Here is a 17,781-nt window from a genome sequence, read left to right as displayed (position 1 = left end):
GTTGTTACAAATTTGGTGAATCTTACACTCTTTAATAGCGCTCAAAATGTTCTGAACAGTATAACAAACTGTTCTCTCATAAAAATTCTTAAAAAAATTAATATCGGTTCATTGCTACATATAATAAAACGATATATACTTTCGCTTTTTTATAATTGTCCACCAACATAAAAAAGGTAATAACTCGCCTTTAATTATTCAACCATCAAATCAGTTGATTTTAACGATTCTGAATTTCCACCTACCATTATTTTAAATGCTCCAGGCTCAACTTTCCAATCTCCGTCATTCCAGTATTCCAATTGTTGTTTTCCTATTTTGAGTGTCACTGTTTTTGTTTCTCCAGGTTTTAAGTAAACACGTTTAAAATTTCGCAATTCTTTTGCTGGTCTTACACGTTCTGAAGTCAAATCGCGAACATATAATTGTACAACCTCTTCCCCTGGATAATCACCTGTGTTTTTTACAGACACTGAAACTGTGGTTTTACCATCGGCAGAAATGGTCTGTTTTTCTAATTTAGGGGTTCCTATTTCAAAGTTAGTATAGCTCAACCCATATCCAAAAGCATACAATGGTGTAGGATCTGATTTATAAATATTACGTGGACGCCCCGTTTCTAATTTATTATAAAATAATGGTGTTTGTCCTGCATTTCTGGGAAAGGTTATTGGCAGTTTCCCTGATGGATTTACTTCACCAAAAAGCACATTAGCTACAGCATTACCTGTTTCTTGACCTAAATACCAACCTTCTAAAATGGCTGGGGCATTCTTTGCTGTAGACTCAATAGCTATTGGTCGTCCATTTAGTAAAACTGCTACATAAGGCTTACCGGTTTCTTGAATAGCTTTTTCTAATAGTTGTTGATTTTCCGGAAGGTGTAAATTGTCTACATCTTGGTTTTCACGACAGGTCTCTTCAGAACCCCCTATTGCCAAAATAACTATATCAGCTTCTTTTGCCAAGGCCACTGCTTCATCAATCTTATCTGTATTATCGTTAAAATCACAACCTTCTGCAAAACTTACTTTTCCAGATTTACCTATATAATTTTTTATGCCTTCATAAATACTAATATAATATTTTGGAATATCGGGAGAATATCCTCCTAATCGCATAGAATTAGCATTAGGGCCAATTACAGCAATATGTTTATATTTCTTTTTCTGAATTGGTAATATTCGATTTTCATTTTTTAAAAGCACTATAGATTTATGAGCGACTTCTAAAGCCAAATCATTATGCTCTTGATCAAATACTGTTTCGCGCCAATTTTCTTTTGGAATGCCTACATAGAGGGCTTTTTTAAACATTTCAGCATCATGTTGAGACACTTTATCCGGCTCGCCATTATCAGGATGTTTTATCACATCAAATCGATCATCTTCAGAAACGTCCCTGTCGAATAAACCCATTTGAAATTTTGCTCTTAACACATGGGCAACAGCATTATCTACCATACTCATAGACACAATACCTTCATTCACAGCATTAATTAAATGGTCTCCAAACATACGTTTTTCACTCCATCCTTGAAAAAGTGCTAATTCTTGATGAATTCCTGCTTGTAAACCTTTCTTTGCTGCTTCTTCCCAGCTCGTAGCATAATTAAATACACTGTGCAAGGAACGCATATCCCCATTATCGGAAACGACAAGTCCGTCCCAACCAAACTCTCCTCGAAGTATATCATTCATAATATATGTATTGGCATGACAAGGAATACCGTTAAGAAGATGATGTGCAGGCATAATAGCGCCAACATTTGCTTCTTCGATCGCTAATTTAAAAGGGTATAAGTGTACATTATGCAGATTATAATCTGAGATATCCATAGCTGCTCCATTATCTCCAGACATGGGTTCACCATCGGCTACATAGTGCTTGGCAGTGGCTATAATGTGATTTTTATCGAAACGCTGAGCACCCATTCCTTGTAATCCTTTTATATAAGCTGCTCCTATTTTACCAACTAAATAAGGGTCTTCTCCGTAGCTTTCTTCTGTACGTCCCCAACGTACATCTCTAACAACAGCAAGCATAGGCGTATAGCATTGATGAATCCCGTAAGCCCGAGATTCTTCTGCCACGATATGTCCCATACGTTCAATTAAATTTTCATCCCATGTTGAAGCCATGGCTATAGCTTGCGGAAAAACGGTTGCATGATTCATTTTTATACCATGCAAACATTCATTGGCACTCAAATTTGGAATTCCAAGCCTCATATTAGCATTCGGATATTGGGTAGCTAATTGATGCACCTTTTCTTCTAAAGTCATTTGAGAAATAAGCTTATTTATTTTCTCATTATACTTTGAAGTAAATATTTCATTTTTAGTTTGACTATTAACTTTTGTTATAAAAAGAGTTGTAATACTAATAATTAGTATAGCAAATTTTTTCAAGACAAAAATCTTTTTTAGTGATATAGGCTTATAAAATTCTTTATTTCTTCTCATTATATTCTTTCACTTTTTAAGTTATGGGACAAATATGGTAAAATTCCTAAAAAACAATGTAGACAGGTTGTTCCTTATAGCAGTATAATTCATTCTTAAATATAAAATTCTTGTTTATTATTCAATTTTTGATACAATAAAGAATACATCTCTTATAGAATTTTACTTTGGTCATAATACTAAAAAAGGTTTAGTTTCTCGTCATATAAAAAATGGGACTTACAATAATAATAAGCCCCATTTTTAACTAACTCAAACTAAACTAACTCATGACTAAATTTTTTTTAGTTTAAAACAATTTATTAATATTATATTTAATTATACCCAGGATTTTGTTCTAACACAGCATCTGAATTTGCCTCAATCTCACTGTTCGGGATTGGCATTAAATTCAATTTATCATCCAGCACATAACCATTGGCCAATACAGCCGAGTTATATTTTCTTAGGTATTCTGCCAATTTACCCATTCTTGTTAACGTACTCACTCTATATTCTTCCATATACAATTCACGAGCGCGCTCATCCAAAATTAAATCTAGATCAACTTCACCTCCAGTAACTGGAGTCGCATTGGCTCTAGATCTAACCTCATTAATATCATTAGCTGCGCTAGTATTGTCTCCATTAAGGTGATAAGCCTCCGCTCTAAGCAAATACGTTTCGGCTAAACGAATTAGATACCAATCTTTAAAAATACGTCCCCAGTCTGTATTCTGTCCACCAACATTACCTACACCTTTGTGTACTGTAGTTACTGCTTTTTTATATGAAGGAGTTGTTCTGTTACCACTTAATAATATAGCGGGATCCTCTACGGTTGCTGCCGAAAGTGGTTGACCAAAAAATTCTTGTGCTGGATTGTTCCAATAATACGTTCTTTGCACATTGTATTTTGAATTTCTTATATCCCTATCAAAATCTCCTTTAAAATTCCATACTTGATTATTCATATAGTCCGTAGCACCACCATTACCTGTAGGTCTACCCCCTAAAGTATCCTTAAGTCTAGTTTTATCGCCATTTATATCCCTTACATTTATATAGGCAGCGCCTCCCCACCATCTTTCTAGTCCGAACCTTCCTTGACTATCATTCGAACCTGCTGTTCCTGCTTCTACACCATATTCAAGTTGAATATTCCATATCATCTCCATATTACCTTCTTCCCTATTCATACTTCCATCTCTAAAGAGGTCAAAATACACATCGCCCCACGGTTCAAATGGACCTATACCATCATAACCATTCCACTGAAAATCCTTATAAGGTCCAAACCTTTCGGTCATCAATTTATAATTAGGATCATTTATTACTGAAGATGCTGCAGCAATAGCACCAGTATAATCTTTAAGCTGTATGTTTACTTCTGATAAAATATGATAAGCTGCAGCTCTAGGCGCTCTACCTGAAGGATGATCAGGTCCTACGGTTGGCATCCATTGTATAGCAAACGTAAGATCTTCTTTGCATTGCAAATATATGGCTTCACGAGTCTCCCTTGTATAATCAAACTTAGCACCTTGGGTTTCTTCCAATACCAAAGGTACACCGCCGTACATATTGGCTAACAAACGATAATAATAAGCTCTTAAAAATTTGGCCTCTCCAACAATTGCATTTTTTTCTTCATCTGATTCCCATTTGATTGAACTACTTTCCGCTCTGTCAATTATAGTATTTGCTCTAAAAATTTGGCCATAACAAGTTTTCCACCATCTAGACGCAAATTTTGAATCTGGCGTAAATGTGTTCCAATTAAAAACTTCTAGATAAACATTAGGAGCCTTATTTTCTACCCATGCTAAATCAACATCAAACCCCATCATCAAATGATTTTCTCTACTATCATTTGGTGTATAAATTTCAAGTCTATTTGCTCTATAAATATCACCAAGAGCAGCCAAAAAGTTTTCTTTAGAAACAAATGAGTTTGAGGGACTTAAAAAATCTTTAGGTACTTCATCAAGATCCTCATCACATGATACGCTACATATTGCCAAGGTGAATATTAGTATAATATATTTAATATTTTCCATAATAATAAATTTTAAAAGTTAAACAATACAGATAATGAATAATCACGTATAGAAGGCCTTGCTGTATCACTTAAGCCTTGATTTGTTTCTGGATCCAAACCTTCCCAATGAGGTGCATACGTAAATAAATTATTAGCACTAAAAGTTACGCTCATACCGTAAATCCCAAAAGGTTTAACAATTTCAGAAAAATCATAGCTTAGAGCCATTCTTTGTAACTTAATGAAACTTCGGTCAAAATACTCTTTACTTTCATTATATGCTGCTCGTTCTTTATAATCTGGACGTGGATAACGTGCACCAGTATTTGTTGGTGTCCAATAGTCATAAATGGGATGATTTATATCTGTTCTATTTGCTCCAAATTCATCTTGCGGTGTATTATTGCCACTTAAATAATATCCATTTCCTCCCCAAATGGAATATATATATGCCATAAGTGTAAATTTCTTATAGCTAAAAACGTTAGTAAGACTCCATCGAAAGTTTTCTTGAGTAGTTCCAAGAATCTGTCTATCATTATCTGAAGTAATAACACCATCAAACACTCCATTTTCATCAGCCACATCTTCAGTTCTATAATCACCTGGGCGCATTCCTGCTTGAATCGTACCATTATCTACGTCTTCTTGTTGCCAAAGGCCTAAAACCTTATAATCATAAATAGTACCAAGATCTCTGCCTATAAAAACCCCATCTCCGTTAAGCGCGTCTAAAAGATCGTCTTCAATACCATCTCCATCGCCATCTTTACCAAAAATAGTTTTTACTTTATTACGATTTCTTGAAAAGTTAAATGAAGAAGTCCATTCAAAATTCTCATTTTTTATATTAACACTTCTAAGACTTATCTCTATACCTTTATTTTCTAATTCGCCTAAATTAGACACTATATCGTCGGGACCTCCAGAAATCTTTGTAAGAGGCACATTAAAAAGTAAATCTGTAGTCGAGTTGGAATACCAATCAAATCTACCAGAAATTCGTTCGTTAAAAAGTCCAAAACCAAGCCCTCCATTAAAACCAGTAGTTTTCTCCCAACTTAGATTTGGATTTGCAAATCTATTTATCGCTTGTGTTACCACAAAGGACGTATTATCACCATAAATATATTTACCTGTACCTATACTAGCTAAAGTTTGGTAGGGACTAATAGATCTATTTCCCACAGAACCATAGGATAAAGACATATTTAAATGACTAATTGGTTCTACATTTTTCATAAATTCCTCTGCACCCAAATTCCAATTGGCACCTGCAGATGCAAAATTCGCCCATTTTTTATTTGCTGCAAAAGCAGAGTACCCATCTCTACGGAATGTTCCGGTAAAAGAATATTTATTACTAAACGTATAATTAAACCTTGCCATTGTTCCTAAGGCTTTACTTTCTCCTCCACGACCTTCAGTCTTTTGAATTGCAGCATCGCTTAAGCCATAAGATCCTAATCCTTGGTTTGAGTAATCTCTACCTGTTGCTGTTATGCCTTCGAATTCAGTATTTTCTTGAGAATACAATAGGGTTAAGCCGATTTTATGTTTCTCAGCAAAAACACGATTGTATGTAAGTATATTATCAAATAATCTATAATCGCTTCTATCAAAAATGCGCTCACCTACACCATTATCATCAATCCCTTCGTTAGAGAGGTTATCAAAAAATGTTCTTGCCTCATTCCAACGTTTATTATGGGACAATACAGATTTAAACTTCAATCCTTTTACCCAAGGAATATTAAAGATCAGGTTAGCAGATGCCCTTAAGTTATGCCCTAATCTTGAATGCTCCCTCGCAATACTCCAAAGCGGGCTGGGAAGCGAAGTCGTGGTTTGTGGATAACGTACAGGAATACCCGAGTCATCATAAACTGAAGCATATGGACTTAATCGTGCAGCACGTCTTATATCTGGTTCTGATCCAGAGGTGTCCCTAAACGTGTAAAAACTGGTGATTCCTAAATCAAGCCAATCGGTCAACTCACTGTTATGATTGATTCTTAATGATAATTGTTTGAAATTATCATTTAATATAATCCCCTTTTGATCCGTCATACCAACAGAGACAAAATAGTTGCTCTTATCCGTTCTATTCTGTACGCTAAAATCGAAACTTCTTAATGACGCTGACTGAGTTCCAATATCGTAAGGATTGGTAAGTGTTGGCGTATGATTTGGAGTAGCAGAATAATTTTCACGTTCTACTTCTTCTAAGTACTGAGCAATCTTAGCAGGATCTGCTTCTAAATCATTTGCAGCACGAATATCTAAAACATTTTGCAGATACCCTTCTGCATTATGCATTCTCAATGGTTCTAGTTCATTACTTGTAGTTGTATTAACATTAAGGCTAAAGCTTGGTTTACCATTTTCTTTTCCTTTTCCTTTTTTGGTTTCTATTAAAATAACACCGTTAGCAGATCTTGCCCCATAAATTGCTGCCGCACTGGCATCTTTTAAAGTAGTAAAAGTGGCTATATCTGAATTACGAATATCTCCAAGACTTCCTGGAAAAATAACGCCATCTACAACAAGTAGTGGAGCAGCGCTACCTGCTATTGTATTTGCCCCTCTAATAGTAAACTCTGGTACTTCTCCAGCACTATTAATTCCCGAAATATTTAAACCAGGAACAGTACCTTTAACCATATCCAGCACATTATTAACAGGAACCGCATTGTAAGTTTCTAAATCTGCAACAGCAACTGCACCTGTTACCTCTTGCTTATTCTGCGAGCCATAACCCACAACAACAATCTCACTCAACGCTGTTGCATCCTCTAACATAACTACGTTAACTGTAGTTTTATTTTCAATTAAGATTTCTTGAGTAGCGAATCCTAAATAAGAAAACACCAAAGTCTTTGAGTTTAAAGGCACATCCAATGAATAATTACCATCAAAATTAGTTTGACTCCCCACTGTAGTTCCTTTTACAATTATATTTACACCAGGTAATGGCACCCCGCTAGCATCTGTCACGACTCCTTTAATAGTACTCGTCTGATATGCCTTCAAATTAAGAAGGGGCGTTTCTAAATTTATCGTGGATCCATTTCCTGATACTCCTTGATTAATAATCCCTTCTACTTTTTTATATTCTCGTTTTGTAAAAACAATCTGTTTATCACGAATAACATAGTCTATTTGCTTCGTATTAACTAAAGCATTTAGTATGTTACTTATTTTCGTGTTTTTTACATGAATGCTTACAATTTTATCTTCATCTATTAACTCTTGATTTATAAGAAAATAAAATTTACTATTTTCCTCAATGGCATCCAGTACTTCTCCCAATTTGACATTCGTCATATTTAAGGTCATCTTTTTATTCTGGGAATACGAATCGTTTGCAAAAACACTTGTAACAGTAATAAAAAATAGGAATACCGATATTTTCATAATTCTCAAGATATTTCTAATACGTCGTGATTGAAAATCACCCCGTTCTGAGTTTTTTTTCATAATTTTGTTTGTTTAGTAGTTTTTTAATTTGTTAACTCTGCTAATAATTCAGACAGGGATGTGTTGCAACCACATTCCTGTTTTTAGTCTTAAGTATCTAGTTTGTTATCTCATAAGGTATATTTATTTAGTTGGTTTATAATATATTCTCTATTCAACCATAATTGTTATCTCACGTTTATTGAATAGATTGTCTTTGTCTTTTTCTCTAGATTCTATTTTGTAATCAATTGGGAAACTTATCTTTAACAAGCGCAATACTTCATCAACATCTTCATCCACAAACGTTGCTCTTAACCGTAAATCTTTATTGTGTTTATTCTCTATATTAACCGATACATTATACCACCTGCTTAATCTCTTTGCGACTTCATTTATAGGGTCATTTCTGAAAATAAGCTTACCTTCTTTCCATCCAGAATACTTATAAGCTTCTTCCAGCTTTGTTTTATCTACAGTATTATCTTTTGTATTTATAACCACCCGATCTTGTGGATCCATCTCTAATTCTTCGCTAGTACCCAATTGTTTTAACTTCACTTTACCTGTTTCTAAAACAACATCTACTTTTTCATTTTGATAAGCTGAAACATTGAACTGTGTTCCTAAAACAGATATATTAACATTTGAGGCATATACATTAAAAGGTTTGCTCGCATCTTTTTTCACATCAAACCAAGCTTCGCCAACTAGTTCGATGTCTCTTGTTTTTCCAAACTTTACCGGATATTTAATTTTAGAACCACTATTTAACCAACCTATACTACCATCTGGAAGCTTAAATTGAACTCTAGAACCTAAAGGGGCACTAACCTCTGCATAAGAATCTTCACTTGCATGCTCTTCTTTTGCTGCATTAAAATGCATCATGTACATTAATGCTATTGGAAGTATTAATATAGCTGCTAAACGCGCATAAGCTTTCCAAACTTTAACAAAGATCTTTTTTTGTGGATTGCTATTCTTTTTTTGCTTTATTTCTTCATAAAGTCTAAGTAAAATATGATCTAAGTCATGCTCAGGGACCTCATGTAGATTATGAAATTCATTCCAATTTTGCTCAAGAAATGCTTTCAACTCCTCCTCCATTTCTGCATCGCAAAACAGTTTTTCTATATATAAACTGTCTTTTTGGTCATAATTGCCCGAGAAATAATTTTTAATTCTTTTCTTATCAATGTTTTGTTTCATCAAAAATGGTATTTACAAGCACAAACAAAAATGCTTAGTATTAAGTTAATATCCTTAATCTAAGCAATCCCCCTATTGACCTAAATAAATTTTATACTATTTGTGCTTTTTCCTGGGATTCATTAAGATCCCAATTGGCTTTGATAAACCTTAGAGCTGAAGTAATTTGATTCTCTACAGTTTTAGGACTGACATTCATTTCTTTAGCTATCTCTTTAACAGATAAACCATCAAAACGGCTTTTTATAAACGTTTCCCGTCTACGATCTGGCATTTTAGAAACTAATTCCATAACCCGTTCCATCATAAAATGGTAATCAATTTGACTTAGAGTAGATTGATCAAAATCAATGACCTTTTCTTTTGAATTTAAATAGGTTCGAATTTTATTTCTTTTTATAAAGACTTTTTTTATCAGGTTAAATGCTATAGTAAAGATGTAAGATTTGAAATTGTGTTCTGGTTTTAAAGCTCCTCTTTTTTCCCAAACCTTTGAGAAGACATCTTGCACGACCCCTTCTGCCTCAACAGGAGATTTTAAATATCCTAATGCAAAACCATATAATCCCTTATTATATTGGTTAAACAACTTTTCAAAAGCCTTTATTTTTCCTTCTTTAAGACTTTCTACTAAAGCTTTATCACTATTTAGAACAAACAAGTCTTTTTCCATAAAAATTAGTCTTACTATAAATTAATGCTGTATAATTTATAGTTTCATGTATCCAAAATTAGCTAATAACCCAAGCAGGCGAAGTGGACAAATCATTCAAAATGGTTAACAAACTGTTCAAGTGGCTTAGTTTTCCAATACTCCTATGTGAGTACAGTCATACTCCAGTATATTCTTAAAACATTCTAATGATTCTTTTGTCATATCTTTCCCTTTATACCCTAATGCCATAAGGTAATGACAATGAATCTTATTTTTCTGATCTAAATCGTCCTCCCAAATCAACAGATCGGGAAGTGAGACAGCGAAATAATCTATTTTCACCTCATCTTCCATATGTTGCTTACCAAAATCGATTAATTTATTAAAACGCTTAATCGCTTCTTCTTTTTGTTGAAGTTTTAGTAATGCCATACCTTGATAAAATATCGTATCTGGTTGCTGATCGTTATAAAACCATGCTATTGCTGGCTCACTTAACCCTGCAGATGCTTGTTCCCAATTCATTTTAGCTTGGTTTAATTCTCTCATACCTTCATAAGCACAACCTAACCAAAAATCAATATCATTCTCTTGAGCGCCTTGTAATTTTCCTTCTCCTAAATTTAAGGGATACATTTTCGCTTTGTTTAACCAATCTATAGCTTTGGTAAAATCTTTATTTTCAATAGCCTGTTTGCCTAAACCAACAAGACAAGACGTGTATGCCTTTGTTATCTTTCCTTCGCCACCTTCCCAAGGATGGAATGTTCTTTCCATAATTAAGTTAAAGGCTTTTAAATAATCGCCGTTTAGAATGTTTAAATAAACCCATTCAATATATACATCATCACGCTGCTTTACCAATTCTAAATGCGCTTCGAGAGTACTTAATCTAAAATCTACAGACTTATTAAGCTTTTTATACAATTGATCTAACTCCATGAGGATTCTAGCATCTTGTTTATCCAAATGAAAGGCTGTTTCAAGAGCTTTTAAGGCTTTTTTAGGCTGATTAAATTTATTATAATAGGCTAAGGCCAAATTCCTATAAACCGTAGGAAAATAATCATTATTAGCAACTGATTTTTCCCAGCATTGTAAAGCATCTTGATACTGACGTGCATTGTACCAGAAATTACCTAAATAATAAGGCGCTTTGGCTCCACTAGGATTAACTTCTATGGCAAATTGTAAAGCCAATACAGACTCCAATCTGTTAGGAAAACAATAGTCTGGCAAACATAACTCTGCTTCTTTAACACCCTCTAAAGCTTCGTGATGTTTTCCCGATTTTTCCAAAAACCAAGCTTTATAATATAAAGCCATCGGGTATTTAGTTTCTTGTTGTCCTATGCCTATTTCTAATAATTCTATGGCTTCAGAATACATCCCAGCCCAGCTATAATCCAAAGCAACTTCAATATAATTTTGAATGTTTCCTCGCATTAATTCTACCATATCATCTTTGGCAGTAGGATCTCCCAATAAAAACTTCTCATAGTACAGCCCAAAATTAAAAGCATCTAATTCTAATGATTCATCGATTAGTTTTCTGGCTTCAACTGCACTACTATTTTTTCTTAGAATTGCTGTTTTTAAATGCCTGGCTTTATGATTATGCCAGTTTCTAATTAGTGATTTATTTATAGCATCTAAACTTAAATGCCATTCATTATTTACAGCTTCTATTTGGGCTATTTGAAAATACCCACTATCCATAAAGTTTGTATTCCAGATGGATTTATAAAACGCTTCATATGCTTGCTCATCTTTTCCTTGATAGCGCAATGATAGCCCCAAATTAAAAAGGGGTTCGCCATCATATGGATTCGGGTTTCGAAGAATTTGTCGTTGATACCCTTTTAGGAAGTGTTTTTCTGATTCAGCAAATTTTCCATTACGGAATAGCAATAAGCCCATAGCATTATTACAGCGAATATCCTCTGGGTCCCGACTTAAGGCTTCCTGATAATAATCCATTGGATTATAGGTAGCATGTCTATATTGTTCTAAATGTTGACCATTTAAAAATAATTCTTCAATAGTTGAAATCTCTTTTGGAGGTTTTGCTGCTTTCGCTGCTTCTGGAATATCGTCTGATTCATTTTTTTCTGGAATCCAATCAATAAGTAGCTCACCATCTTCTGAAACCACCGAAACATAATAGTTTTTTAAAGGAATGGTTTGGTCTATTTGCAAATCTTTAAAATAGGTCACTCCGGGTTTAAAGTTAAATTTTTCATTTAACAGCTCCTTAGTGTCTTTTAAAACTTTTATTGTTACATTAGAGTAAGTCCCCGTAGCATAAACACTTAATAGTGCTTTATCTTCTTCAAATTCCAGATTTAGCATGGCGTTTTTAGACGCATTCTTTACTACTCCCAAATCTTGATATGGCATAAAGTATTGCGTAAAAGTCTTTTCTTCATAAGGCATGATCCATGAAAAATCAGGCTGGTTATCTGTATAGACGCCACACATCAACTCAATATAAGGACCGTTCTTATCTGTTAAGTTTCTATCCCAGGCTTTACCAAAATCACCATTTCCCCAGGTCCATTGTTTTTTACCAGGTGATACATGATGATTTGCTACGTGAAGCAATCCTCCTTTACTATCATTTTCGTACCCCCCAACAAAATTGTACTTGGATTTTATTGCCATATAAGAGGTGGGTACAGGAATGTTTTTATATCGTGAAATATCTGTTCCCGGAGCATAATCAAATTTATAATATGTGCCCGTTGCAATGGGGAACTTTGACACATCTCGTTTGCCGTGATCGAATACAGCATTTACATCGGGCGGAAACACTGATTGATAATCGTCATTTACCGCTACCGCAGGGTTTGCCCACCATAAAAAGGTTTGAGGTAAAAGCGTTCTATTATATAACTTAGCATTTATTTCTAAATAAGCTTTATCTGGATATAATCTAAATCCTGCCATGCCTTTGGTTCCAAACATGCGCTCTATCTCACTACACCAAACTGTTTTACTACCGTCTGGATGTGATTCTGTTTTATAATCTACAGGATCGTAAGTACTCGGCCTGTGATGTTGTGGCCAGTTAAATTCTATACCTCCGGAAATCCAAGGTCCTGTTAAACCTACCAATGCAGGCTTTATAACCTCATTATAATACACAAAATGGCGTTTTTTGGTTTTATCATAAGCCATTTGCACACGGCCTCCTAATTCTGGCAGAATCATTATTTTTAAATAATCATTCTCTAGAAAACATGCCAACCATTCTTTATCAATCTTCTCGTCATGAATCTTTTCAATCGCAGGATGTGGATACATTTTACCACTGCTTCCTTGGTACACTCGTTTTTCTAGGAATATTGGATTTTTTTCAGGTTTACCAATTTCATAAGTTGGAATTACAACTTTTTCTGACCAAACTTTTACTTCCATGCTCTAAAATATATTTTTAATTTCTGCTTTTCAGCGAAGACTTTATTTCAATATTGCGCAATTACAATGCTATTATTTGTAAAATTACTATGTATCGTTCTTACTAGAAATAGACAATTTTATGATATTAATGGATTATTTTCTTATTTTTAAAAAAAATACCATGAGAAAAAAGGATACTTTTACTGGAGAAAAAATATTAGTTATCCCTAAAAAATCCACTAAAATTTTAAAAAAAAACCAATTTACTAAGGATTTATATGTAACTGATATCGGTTTTTTCCCTAATGCAAAATATCACTACAGAGAAAGGAATAAAGATTGTTCTGAATATATTCTTATTTTTTGCGTAAAAGGATCTGGTTGGATAGAAGTCAATGGAAAACGAGATTTTCTTTTAAAAAACCACTATCATATTATACCTCGCAATACATCTCATAAATATGCTTCTAACCATGACGACCCTTGGAGCATATATTGGGTACATTTCTCTGGAGAAAACACCAATCATTTTGTCTTACCGCAAGATTACCCACGCATTTTAAATGATAACACTAATTCTAAATTAGAAGACAGAATTCATTTATTTGAAGACATCTACTATACTTTAGAAGAGGGTTTTTCATTAAACAATTTAGAATATAGTAGTGTACTGCTAATTAATTTATTAGGATCGTTAAAATATCTGTCTTTATACAGAAAATCCAGAGATATCTACAAAAAAGACCCCATATCGAAGACCACCGTATACATGAAAGACAATTTAAATAAAAATATTACGGTACATGACCTGGCCTCCCACTGTGGTTTGTCGGTTTCGCATTTCTGTCTACTATTTAAGAAACGAACAGACCATTCGCCTATTGAACATTTAACAATTCTTAGAATACAGAAAGCATGTCATTTATTGGATTTTAGTTCTTTAAGAATTAACGAAATTGCAAGAGCAATTGGTTATGACGACCCTTATTATTTTACAAGGGTTTTTAAAAATATAATGGGGAAATCTCCATCATCCTACAGACATAAAAAAGAATAAATTCTAAACCAATAAGATCCCAACCACAAATACTTTTTTCGTTGTGCTTTGATTATTTCTACTGTTAGTATTTGAGACTATTTGATCTAAATATTAGGAGCGATATTGTTCTTTTATGTAAAATCATGTAACAAATTGGTTAGCTTTTCGTTCTAATAGTCAATCAATCAAAATAAATCATACCATGTTAAAGCAATTTTTTATTATCTGCTCGGGCTCTGATACCGATATTTTAGACAAATGTTCTACAGGCGAACAAAATAAATATGCAGGTATAGGCGCTACTGTTTTTTTTACTGCAATTATGGCCTTTATAGCAGCTAGTTATGCTCTTTATACTGTCTTCGACAACCTCTTTATCGCTATTGCCTTTGGTTTCATTTGGGGTTTACTTATCTTTAATTTAGACAGATATATCGTTTCTACTATTAAAAAAACCGGAAATATAACAGATGAACTTATACAAGCATCTCCTAGAATACTATTAGCCGTTATTATTGCTATTGTTATTTCTAAGCCACTTGAATTGAAAATTTTTGAAAAAGAAATCAATCAGGTGTTATTAGAACAAAAGAACGAACTAACCTTAGCAAATAAAAATCAAATTGCAGAACAATTCACACCTACCATTGAGGATTTAAATAACAACATTATAGCTTTACAGCAACAAATAAACACCAAAGAAGCTGAAGTAAATGCACTATACGACACTTACATAGCTGAAGCAGAGGGAACCGCAGGAACTAAATTATTAGGAAAAGGCCCAGTATATAAAGAAAAAAGAGAAAAGCATGATGCTTTGTTAGCAGAATTACAACAATTAAAAACTGAAAACAAAGCCAAAATCACTGCTGCAGAAACTCAAATTGCAACGCTTAAAGGTGATTATGAAACTCAAATTGTGTCTACACAACCCATTATCAATAATTTTGATGGCTTAATGGCCCGTGTAAACGCATTAGGAAAGTTACCTTGGCTGCCTTCCTTTTTTATATTCTTGTTGTTTTTAGCAATCGAAACGTCACCTATTTTAGCAAAGCTATTATCTCCTAAAAGCGCCTATGATTTTAGATTAGAAGATCAGGAAACTGCTATTAAAACTAATGTCCTTCAAAACAAAAACCAAAGAGAGGCTTTATTAAAAACCGATCATGCTATAAACGATCGTATTTATAATGACATAGAAAAAGAAGACGAATTATACACCTACAAGCGCAAAAAAGTGAGAGAACTAATGCAACTTCAAGCGGATGCTTTTTTCAAACATCAAAAAAACGCCTTCTGATTCTACGCAGCGTTTTCCGCTTTGAAGTGATTATATAAGTCTTTACAACCTAGACCAATAATCGATAAGTTTTTATTTTTTTGAATGGCTTCATTATGAAGTGCAGCAAAAGCTTTAACGCCATAACGATCCATGCTTTCAATATCTTGGATACTAATGGTAATATTATTTACCCTTTCAAAAATATTATTAAATTCATTTTCAAATACCTCTAAATTATTTCTATTTAGAATGCCTTTAATTTTGAAAAAATTGTTGCAGTTTGAAATTGTTAAATCCATAATTATAAATTGTTTAAATTGTTGAATGACAGACTTGAGGGGAAGACTAATCAACTGATAACGAATCAAAAGTATAAAAACAGAACATTAAAATATTATTTTTTCGATCAACCGGTTTCAACCTTAGATAAAAAAATATTCTGTGTCAATTTTATCGACAAGTAGCTATTAATTTCAAGATTTCGTTACTTTTACCCTTATAAAACACTTTAATTGATCAATAATGAAAAAATTAATATTATTATTTTGTTTCGTTTCTATTTTTAATGGCTATTCCCAAACTTCTGAAGAGAAAGACAAAAAGGCTATCCTTAAAGTATTGAAAAAACAACGCATAGCATGGTCTGATAATAATATTGAAGCGTTCATGGAAAGTTATTGGAAAAGTGATTCTCTTAAATTTTATGGAAGTAACGGTGTAACTCACGGTTGGGAAAACACTTTAGATAGATACAAAAGGGCTTATCCTACGGAAGATCATACAGGAAAATTAAATTTTAAAATAAACGCTATTACTAAAATAGCTGAAGGTGCTTATTATGTTATGGGTGAATATCATTTAAAACGTGAAGTTGGAAACGCCGATGGTATTTTCATGGTTATCTTTAAAAAAATTGACGGTAAGTGGAAAATTATTGCCGACACATCCAGCTAAACGATGTCTGTAATTATAAGAAAAGCAACATTAAATGATTTACCTGTTCTATTGGAGTTTGAGCAAGGGGTTATTGTTGCAGAACGTCCTTTTGACCCTACAATAAAAGACGGAAGTATTTATTATTATGATATAAGTGAATTAATAACAAATCCGAATTCTGAGGTTTTTGTTGCTGAATCTCATGGTGATATTGTTGCTTCTGGGTATGCCAAAATTAAAACGGATAGGCATTATTTAAAACATGCTTATCAGGGGTACTTGGGTTTTATGTTTGTTTCTGAAACACATAGAGGTAAAGGGTTAAACAAAATGATTGTTGATGCCTTATTAAAGTGGTGCAAAGCACGAAATATTTATGAAATTAGATTAGATGTTTATGAAGATAACACTCCAGCTATTAAAGCCTATGAAAAAGTAGGATTCAAAAAACATATGATTAACATGCGTCTGGATATCGAAAGTTTTGATCTAGAGTAGACATTCCTTCTGTAGAATTAATACGTCATAGTTTGTGTTATTGATTCGGTCTACAATATATTAGATACAAACTACAATCCGCTATTAAAGTTTCTTTACGTATTTGGTAATAATCACTATTTGTTGCGCGCCCACTTTACCTTCAATAAATTCTGCATTCTCACGATCTAAACGAATATTTCTAACGGGGGTACCTTGTTTTGCGACCATACTAGACCCTTTAACTTTTAAATCTTTTACTAACACCACGGAATCTCCAGATTCTAAAATAACACCATTTACATCTCTATGAATAATCTTGTTTGCTGCATCTTCATGCTCTCCAGTTGCTCTTGCCAAAGCTAGAGCCTCATCATCTAAGTACATCATATCTAACAAATCTTGTGGCCATCCTTCATGACGCAATCTTTGAAGCATTCTCCATGCTATTATTTGCACAGCGACATGCTCACTCCACATACTATCGTTTAAACACCTCCAATGGTTGACATCTATATCTGTCTGGCCTTCAATTTGATCTAAACAGGTTTTACAAACCAGGACATCGTTAGCTACATTTTCATTTAACGATGGTGGGATCGTATATTGCTTCAAGTCTTCCGCAGAAGTACATAACTCGCATGCATTGTTGCTTCTTTCCTGTAATGTTTGTAACACACTCATGCTTTCCTTTTAGTTTTTGCAATAATACGTTTTAATAAAAGGTTCTACAAATTAGGAGTGTCCATAAACAAAAAAGGGATCTAAAAAGTCTTATGCCGTCATTTTGAGACTTTGTAAAAGTCGTAGTAATCTGTTCAATCTCAGGTT

12 protein-coding genes are annotated in these 17,781 nt (G+C 33.6%); 4 read left to right on the top strand and 8 right to left on the bottom strand.

Going from position 1 to position 17,781, the window contains the following annotated elements; genetic code table 11:
- Positions 1-194 precede the first annotated feature (194 nt).
- The 6 genes from Q4Q34_RS10490 to Q4Q34_RS10465 all read right to left on the bottom strand — a co-directional run bounded on the left by Q4Q34_RS10490 (position 195) and on the right by Q4Q34_RS10465 (position 13,231).
- Positions 195-2,411, bottom strand: coding sequence for a glycoside hydrolase family 3 N-terminal domain-containing protein (locus Q4Q34_RS10490; protein WP_303318331.1), 2,217 nt, complete (start codon positions 2,409-2,411; stop codon positions 195-197).
- Positions 2,412-2,779: 368 nt separating this feature from the next.
- The gene (locus tag Q4Q34_RS10485; RefSeq protein ID WP_303318332.1) at positions 2,780-4,504 is read right to left on the bottom strand and encodes a RagB/SusD family nutrient uptake outer membrane protein; all 1,725 of its coding nucleotides are present in this window, start codon (positions 4,502-4,504) and stop codon (positions 2,780-2,782) included.
- An 11-nt stretch (positions 4,505-4,515) separates the two neighbouring features.
- Positions 4,516-7,965, bottom strand: a complete 3,450-nt coding sequence (locus tag Q4Q34_RS10480) for a SusC/RagA family TonB-linked outer membrane protein (protein ID WP_303318333.1) — start codon at positions 7,963-7,965, stop codon at positions 4,516-4,518.
- A gap of 150 nt (positions 7,966-8,115) precedes the next feature.
- Positions 8,116-9,156, bottom strand: a complete 1,041-nt coding sequence (locus Q4Q34_RS10475) for a FecR family protein (protein WP_303318334.1) — start codon at positions 9,154-9,156, stop codon at positions 8,116-8,118.
- 91 nt (positions 9,157-9,247) lie between these two features.
- The gene (locus tag Q4Q34_RS10470; protein WP_303318335.1) at positions 9,248-9,829 is read right to left on the bottom strand and encodes an RNA polymerase sigma-70 factor; all 582 of its coding nucleotides are present in this window, start codon (positions 9,827-9,829) and stop codon (positions 9,248-9,250) included.
- A gap of 126 nt (positions 9,830-9,955) precedes the next feature.
- Complete coding sequence (locus tag Q4Q34_RS10465) at positions 9,956-13,231, bottom strand: DUF5107 domain-containing protein (RefSeq protein ID WP_303318336.1); 3,276 nt, start codon at positions 13,229-13,231, stop codon at positions 9,956-9,958.
- Positions 13,232-13,394: 163 nt separating this feature from the next.
- On the opposite strand from Q4Q34_RS10465, the gene Q4Q34_RS10460 reads away from it, so the two are divergent.
- The gene (locus Q4Q34_RS10460; protein ID WP_303318337.1) at positions 13,395-14,270 is read left to right on the top strand and encodes an AraC family transcriptional regulator; all 876 of its coding nucleotides are present in this window, start codon (positions 13,395-13,397) and stop codon (positions 14,268-14,270) included.
- Positions 14,271-14,454: 184 nt separating this feature from the next.
- On the top strand, positions 14,455-15,555 hold the full coding sequence (locus Q4Q34_RS10455) for a DUF4407 domain-containing protein (RefSeq protein ID WP_303318338.1): 1,101 nt from the start codon (positions 14,455-14,457) through the stop codon (positions 15,553-15,555).
- A gap of 2 nt (positions 15,556-15,557) precedes the next feature.
- Here Q4Q34_RS10455 and Q4Q34_RS10450 read toward each other — a convergent pair whose 3' ends face one another.
- A complete protein-coding gene (locus Q4Q34_RS10450; protein WP_303318339.1) occupies positions 15,558-15,836 on the bottom strand; it encodes a hypothetical protein in 279 nt (92 codons plus the stop codon).
- Positions 15,837-16,059: 223 nt separating this feature from the next.
- Between Q4Q34_RS10450 and Q4Q34_RS10445 the strand changes: the two genes are divergently transcribed.
- Positions 16,060-16,491: a YybH family protein gene (locus Q4Q34_RS10445; RefSeq protein ID WP_303318340.1), complete on the top strand. Its 432-nt coding sequence runs from the start codon at positions 16,060-16,062 to the stop codon at positions 16,489-16,491.
- 3 nt (positions 16,492-16,494) lie between these two features.
- Complete coding sequence (locus Q4Q34_RS10440; protein ID WP_303318341.1) at positions 16,495-16,971, top strand: GNAT family N-acetyltransferase; 477 nt, start codon at positions 16,495-16,497, stop codon at positions 16,969-16,971.
- A gap of 84 nt (positions 16,972-17,055) precedes the next feature.
- Here the strand turns inward: Q4Q34_RS10440 and Q4Q34_RS10435 are convergent, their stop codons facing one another.
- Positions 17,056-17,634: a PhnA domain-containing protein gene (locus tag Q4Q34_RS10435; protein ID WP_303318342.1), complete on the bottom strand. Its 579-nt coding sequence runs from the start codon at positions 17,632-17,634 to the stop codon at positions 17,056-17,058.
- Between the last annotated feature and the right edge of the window lie 147 nt (positions 17,635-17,781).

Origin of the sequence: Flavivirga abyssicola (assembly GCF_030540775.2) — a bacterium.
Classification (GTDB): Bacteria; Bacteroidota; Bacteroidia; order Flavobacteriales; family Flavobacteriaceae; genus Flavivirga; species Flavivirga abyssicola.
This window is presented reverse-complemented; position numbering and strand designations above follow the sequence as displayed.